This is a genomic window from Hoylesella shahii (assembly GCF_937990675.1).
In the GTDB taxonomy this organism is placed as follows: domain Bacteria; phylum Bacteroidota; class Bacteroidia; order Bacteroidales; family Bacteroidaceae; genus Prevotella; species Prevotella shahii.
In genome coordinates this window covers 1-7,087 of the sequence record NZ_CALKQY010000006.1, presented here as the reverse complement: position 1 = coordinate 7,087, position 7,087 = coordinate 1, and the positions used below count along the sequence as shown (strand labels likewise).

At 41.6% G+C, this 7,087-nt stretch carries 5 protein-coding genes; 3 read left to right on the top strand and 2 right to left on the bottom strand.

Going from position 1 to position 7,087, the window contains the following annotated elements:
• Window positions 1–323: 323 nt before the first annotated feature.
• Entirely contained in the window at window positions 324–914 is a 591-nt protein-coding gene (locus QME03_RS00930; RefSeq protein ID WP_025817684.1) for a porin family protein, read from the bottom strand.
• A gap of 760 nt (window positions 915–1,674) precedes the next feature.
• Between QME03_RS00930 and QME03_RS00925 the strand changes: the two genes are divergently transcribed.
• From QME03_RS00925 to QME03_RS00915, 3 genes are read left to right on the top strand one after another with little or no spacing between them, the layout of a single operon-like run.
• Window positions 1,675–1,836: a hypothetical protein gene (locus QME03_RS00925; RefSeq protein WP_281723163.1), complete on the top strand. Its 162-nt coding sequence runs from the start codon at window positions 1,675–1,677 to the stop codon at window positions 1,834–1,836.
• On the top strand, window positions 1,793–5,107 hold the full coding sequence (locus QME03_RS00920; protein WP_273149061.1) for a SusC/RagA family TonB-linked outer membrane protein: 3,315 nt from the start codon (window positions 1,793–1,795) through the stop codon (window positions 5,105–5,107). The genes QME03_RS00925 and QME03_RS00920 overlap by 44 nt, the downstream gene beginning before the upstream one ends.
• 12 nt (window positions 5,108–5,119) lie before the next feature.
• On the top strand, window positions 5,120–6,520 hold the full coding sequence (locus QME03_RS00915) for a RagB/SusD family nutrient uptake outer membrane protein (RefSeq protein WP_274947535.1): 1,401 nt from the start codon (window positions 5,120–5,122) through the stop codon (window positions 6,518–6,520).
• A gap of 368 nt (window positions 6,521–6,888) precedes the next feature.
• On the opposite strand, the gene QME03_RS00910 is transcribed toward QME03_RS00915, so the two are convergent.
• The coding region (locus QME03_RS00910; RefSeq protein WP_281723162.1) for a hypothetical protein at window positions 6,889–7,087 on the bottom strand (199 nt) is incomplete at its 5' end.

Below are 7,087 nucleotides of genomic sequence, written 5' to 3'. Positions count from 1 at the left end.
ATCGCCAACACGGAGCTTTGGGCGAAGTGGAAAGGCAAAACGCACTTTTCAAGGAACGACAAAAGAGCTTAAATCAAGAGTTAGGAATAGGTCAGTACGAAATCTACATACAGCCTTTTGTAGATTACTTTAAAAAAACTATCCCAAAACCCACTTGTAAATGGATTTTGGGATTTTAAGCTATATTTTACTAAATATTTCGTCTTGTATTACTTGTTGTATTACTTGTTATATTCTCTGAGCTCATCTTTTATAAATAATCGCGAATGGGCAAATGCATCATTCGCAAACGTGTAGTCAACCATAGTTAGGTGCTACGATAATTACTTTCTACCTTTTATCAAGTCGAACCGATAGCCCACTGTGAATTGGAAAACACTAAATTGCGAACGCAACCTCACTTCGGTAAGGCCGAAATTATAGCGTGCATCCGCTACAAACTTGCCCATTTCGTAAGAAATACCCAGAGGGATAGCCACGTCCACAGATTTAATATTGTCGTTAACTTGAGAAGTTTCCCAACCATTCATTGACAGATAATCTTTACTACTGCTCTTTAACCCAAGTTGTAAGCCCACTTTCAAGGCCAAGTTCTTTGCTACATAGAAATTGGTCAACACTGGGATGTTGAAATAGTTGTATTCATAATGGTGGTTCTCTTCTCCAAGCGTGTATTTTGAACCTTGTTGAGAATAAAGCAAACCAACCGATAAACCTAACTTGGGTTTAACCTGGTATTCTGTTTCAAAGCCAACTACAATGCCCGGTCTGAAATCTGAGTTGTAATGGTAGGTTAATTTCGATAGGCCTACACCTATTTTGGGTTGCAATGAAAGCGACTTCACAGCATGCTGTGAGTATATATTGCAGCATATTGCAAATGCTGCGATTAAGAATAAGATTGATTTCTTCATTTTATTATTTTGTTAAATTACTATTGTACAACTTAGTTTTTAGTAATAATCATGCCACCCCAAGTATTGCCAAGCCTTCCTGCCAAAAGCACTTCTGCATGAGCAATTCTTTTTACGGGTATTTGGCTCAAATTGGTATACAACTCTTTTGCAGGAGCAATACTTAATGGATAGTTTAATGATATATTGCCGAATGCAAAGATATGTATTTTGAAACAAATAAATAAAAGTTTGGGATAAATAATAATGGTGCGATATTGAAATGAGAAGTCTGTGGAGTCAACTCTATAAATGGAAAACAGGCATAATAGGTACAAAAGTATTAGATTGTTTTGTTGGATTTTTCTTTGGGTTGAAATTTAGTTTCCTGATTGTTTTTCTGTCTAAGGGCATTGATTTGTTTTTGAAGGTTTCGCTGTTTTTTTGCTCTGAACTGTGTGGTATTTGTAGTTGTTGCGCGTATGGTTGGCAATATCTATATAAAATACGAGTGGCGAAGAATGTTGATTACTGCATGCTAATCTGCGAGAACCAAGAAAAGAAAGGGGAATAATATACTTAATAGTAGTTTTTTCTTGGTCATAAATGTTGGGCTTTGCTAGCTCATATTTCCACGTTTGTTGGGTTGCACAAAGTATAAATACGCATATATTTGTTTATAGATGAAAAAAAATGCACTAGAAACTAAAAGTTTTTTGTTCTTTCTTTGCAAATAAAAAGAAAAGAATTAACTTTGCGTTATCTATAAAGACGCCCACTAATGAGATATTTGGGGGCTGTTTATATGATTAAGGTGAAGGAGTGGCATATTACCTTTTGGAGGAGTGCTACAACCTTTGCCAAAGAGACTAAAGACCGTAATGCTAATCTTGATAAAGATGAAATCTATCCGCACCAAGACACCATCGCCACTAAGTCTTAAGAAAGGCAAGTGGTTGCGCGTTTGCTGCATTTTGGCATGCACGCTTGCAAATCCGTATGCGCTGAAGGTTAACGCTTCAGTGCCTGAAGACAACTCCGCACTAGTGCAACAAAACTCGAAACAGGTGCAACGCCGTATCTCGGGACGCATCGTTGACGACACGGGAGAGGGCTTGCCGGGAGTGGCTATCGCATTTAAAGAAAGTGCGCGAGTGGGAGTAACCGATAGCGATGGATATTTTGATATCCCCTTAACCGATAAGGAAAAGACAATGGTTGCTACCTTTGTAGGCATGAAACCATTAACTGTGATTATCGGAGCAAAAAAGAAACTCAATCTGGTAATGGAGTCCGACCAGCATTCGCTTTCGGATGTAATTGTAACGGGGTATCAAACGCTCTCTAAAGAGAGAGCTACTGGCTCGTTCTCGCTTATTACACCTGAAAAACTGAAAGGCAAACTGCAGTCTAATATCATGCAACGACTGGAGGGCGCTGCGCCTGGACTTACCGTGTTGGGTACAAACAACTTCTTTGTTCGTGGTATAACTACATTGAGAAATGGTGCCTCGGGATACGAACCCCTAATCGTTGTAGACGGTATGCCCTTTGAAGGCTCGCTGGCTAGCATCAACCCTGCCACTATTCGCAGTGTTACGCTGCTAAAAGATGCAGCTGCTGCATCTATATATGGTGCAAGGGCAGCCAATGGTGTTATTGTGATTACCACCATTTCGGGAAATGGCGCTGGTAAAGTGAACGTGAGGTATGACGCCAACGTGAAGTTTACACCAAAGGCCGACATGGGCTATCTTAACCTGATGGATAGTAAAGAACTGGTGGATTTCCAAAAATGGAGCTTTAAATATGTGCAGGGTACTTATAACGACCTTAACAAACGCGAAGACCATAACCCTCTTTGGGAAGTGTTGCTGAAGCATCGAGCTGGCATGATTGATGATGCGCAAATGGAAAAAGAACTGGATGTGTTTCGCAATCTGGATAATCGCGACCAGCTAGACCGCTTTTATCGACGCACCGGAGTGGAACATCAACACAATGTTAGCATTACCGGCGGAAACGAGTTCAACTCTTATGCCCTTACGCTTAATTATGCTGGAGTGACTCCAACGGCTAAGTATGTTAGCTCTTCTAACTATGGCTTCACCTTGCGAGACGAGATGAAGTTTTTTAAGTGGCTCAAAACCGACCTCTCTTTGGCTGCAAACTTCACACGTGGTAAGGGAGATGCTGGCGCAGGCTCGTTCGAAGGGTCGTACCTGGGTATGCCTTCTTATTATATGTTGCAAGATGCTGATGGACGACCATTGCATATTAAACATCGCAAATCGGAATACGAAATGCAACGACTGATGGGAATAGGCCTGAACGACGAACATTATAGTCCGATAACGAATAGACAAGAAGAGTTCTTCGAAAATAATAGCAGCTATTACCGCATGCAGTTGGGCTTTAATGTGATTTTTGCACCTTGGCTTAATCTTGATGTGAGGTATCAAACGGAGAAGAGTTACTATCGCGATAGGTCGGTGGCAACAAAGTATTCGTATAAAATGCGTCATCTCATCAACGATGCTGCTCAGTACAACGTGGCTAACAAGGAACTGAAATTGAATATACCCGCTGGTGGTATGCTGGTTGAAAAACGAGGCGATAATCCTTCGTACACCTTTAGAACGCAGCTTAACTTTGCTAAAGAGATAGGTAAACACTATGTTACTGCTATCGCTGGTGCAGAACGCAGACAAGAACTTGAAAGGGCAACAAGCGTGAACTATGTGGGCTACGACGACCAAACGCTGGGATATAAACCAGTTAACACGCTTATGTTTTTCGACTTGCAAGGTACTCAGTCGCTCTCGGGCTATTTCACCGAATGGGACCCGCTCCAAGATAATTATGTAAGTGAGTTCGATAACCGTTTTGTGGCTTTCTATGCTAATGCTTCTTATGCTTACGACAATAGATACGACTTTACTGGAAGTATTCGTATCGACCAGTCTAATCTCTTTGGAACCGACCCTAAATATCAGTATCGACCGCTTTGGTCGCTGGGAGCTAGTTGGCACTTAAGCAACGAACACTTTATGGCAGGACGCGCCGATTGGCTGAATAACTTGACATTGAGACTAACCTATGGTATTGGTGGTAATGTTCCTAAAAACGGAGGACCTTTCCTTACCATTAGAGAAGCTGCATATACCGACTGGTCTAAGGACTTCTTTGCTGAAATTAAAAACCCACCAAACAAATCGTTGAGATGGGAAAAAACGGCTACTTTGAATGTGGGCGTCGACTTTGCTGTGCTCAATAACAGACTTTGGGGTAGCTTGGAGTTTTATAACAAAAACACAACAGACCTCTTGGCTTATAGAACTAGTGACTATACGCTGGGATGGGAAAAGGTTTTGCTAAACTATGGCTCAATGTATAACCGCGGTGTTGAACTGGCGTTGGGTAGTACAAACGTGGTAACACCTAACTTTAAGTGGGATACCTCGCTCAACTTTAGCTATAATAAGAATAAACTTGTGGATGTGGAAGACTCCGAAACAACCGTGCATGCTTATTCTAGTGGACATGCCAATGTGATGGGATACCCTATTAATGCTCTTTTTAGCTATAAATATGCTGGATTGAATGATACTGGTAGGCCACAGTACTATGTGGATGGAGGAAAAGAAAAAGATCAAAGCGTTAGCAATGTAGACGATTTGGAATTCTCGGGCACAACAACACCTGTTTATACTGGGTCGCTTACAAATACGATTAGCTATCGTAACTTTGAACTCTCTTTTATGTTCGTGTATTATGGCGGACATGTGTTCCGTGGAGAAGCTGCACAGTTCCTCATGTTCCCCACTGGATCTAACATCGCTAAAGAAACACTCAACCTCTGGAAAAAACCTGGAGACGAGCTAAACCCTGAGACAACTCCTGGTATTGCTGGCTCGTATCTCGATATGGCTGAAGACCAACATCCGTGGTATGCCGCAGATAAACATGTGCAAAAGGGTGACTTTATAAAACTACGCGATGTGTCGCTAACTTATAACTTCTCTAAACGACTTATCTCGCACTTGGGGCTTACATCTCTTGCTCTTACTCTGCAAGCCCAAAACTTGCTTACTTGGCATGCCAATAATAAGGGATTCGACCCTGAAGCAATGGGCGAATATGGCTATGGATGGGGAAAAAGAGTTCCACGCATGCCGGCAACCTGGACTTTGGGTATATCTGCTAACTTCTAAACTCGCACAACAATGAAAAGGTTATTTATAAATGCTGCACTAGGTGTGGCACTCGTCACACTCAATATGGCTTGTAGCGATTTCCTCGACATCGAACCGAAAGGAGAAGCTATTCCACAAACCGTAGACGATTATGCCTATATCTTGAATTTTCCCGACTTGATGAAAGGTGGAGAAACTTATCCGTTGTATCTCACTGATGATGTGTATCTTCCTGACGTGGCTGACAATGATATGGTGCCTGGACTCAATGTAAAAGAACGATATATACAACGATTATATACCTTTGATAAAGATGTGTTCGGTGAAAGTGTTAGCGATGCCCTCTGGATAGCTGCATATCAACGCATCTTTTATAGCAATGTTGTGATTAATCGCGTGATGAATGCTACGCATGGAACGGATGAACGTAAACGCGCTATTAGGGCAACGGCACTGGCAGAACGGGCATTAGAATACCTTAATCTAGTAAGTGTTTATGGTAAACATTACGACCCTACAACGGCTCAAACTGACTTAGGGGTACCCTTGATTACGGAAGACGATATCACGCAGACTAATTTGAAACGTGCTACGGTGGCTCAAATCTATGATTTGGCTGAGGACGACCTTAAAACGGCTGTGAATGACCTTCCTTATAAGGCTGTGCCTAATGTGTTTAAATTCACAAAGTCGGGTGCAAGAGGCGTACTGGCTAGATTGTATCTGTACCAAGGTAAGTATAAAGAGGCTTTGGAATGTGCTGATAGTGTGCTGGCTAAGAACGATTTCTTGTTAGACTTAAGTACATGTCAGGTTGTGGATTATCATGGGTTTATCGGCAGAACGGATGTTCCTAGTAAAGATGATAATAAAGAAAATGTGCTAATACGACTTTCGCCGTATGTTTATGGCTTGAGTGATGAAGTCTTTGGTAGCGACGAATTGATGGCTTTGTTCACTGCAAACGACATGCGACGCCAACTCTTCTTCGGAGATAGCATCTACAGCACTGTGTTCGAAAAACCTTTGTGGAGACCTTGGTTTGAACAAAACTTGGGCGTTACTACTCCTGAAATGTACCTTATTGCTGCCGAATGCGAAGCTAGGGTGGGGAGCGTTGGTCGGGCAATGAATTTGCTAAACAAATTGCGCGACAATAGAATTGTGGGTAATACTCCTCTCGTTGCTGCAAATAAAGACGAGGCTTTGAAACTGGTACTCGATGAACGTAGACGGGAGTTTGCATTAACAGGACTTACTAGGTTCATCGACTTAAAAAGGTTGAACCTTGATTCGCGATTCGCAAAAACTATTACGCATGTTGTTGACGGAAAAGTTCTGACGCTTCCGCCAAACGACCCGCGCTGGGCTCTGCCTATTCCTGCTCGTCCACTGCGATTTAATAAGGATATGTTGCCCAATCCTAGATAGGGTAGGGTATGGCTAAATGTGTTGAAGTGCACTTGAAGCCGACTAACGCAAATTTCTTGCTACTATATCTACGCCAGTTTGGGTTGAATTTGTACCCAAACTGGCGTAGAACGTAACTGCCTTTAGCTAAGTAAGGGCCTCCTGACGGCCATAATAGACCAACAATGCTGCAAAAGTGATATATTTAACCCAAATAACTCATTAGAGCCTAAACAGATTTTGTTTTATTGTCGAGCAGCTTGCCTGTCTTTGTAACGCAGGCGGAGCGGGCTACGTCAAGTCGCAAAGACCGACTAGATGCCGACAAGAAAATAAAAACGTTTGGAAACAATACAGAAAACAAGAATTTTGGAAACTTTGTGCTCTAATTACCGATTTGGTTGAAATAGTCCTATAGTTATTTTTTGCCCATTATATAAGAGGTGTAATGGAATGATGTTTATAAATGTGTTTTTAAATGTTAAATATAAGGGTGGTTTGAGAGTTTTTTTTGCAAAAGCTTTGTTGGTATAGATTTTCTTTATACCTTTGCATCCGCTTTCAGGAACGAAGTTATCCTGAAGCAAA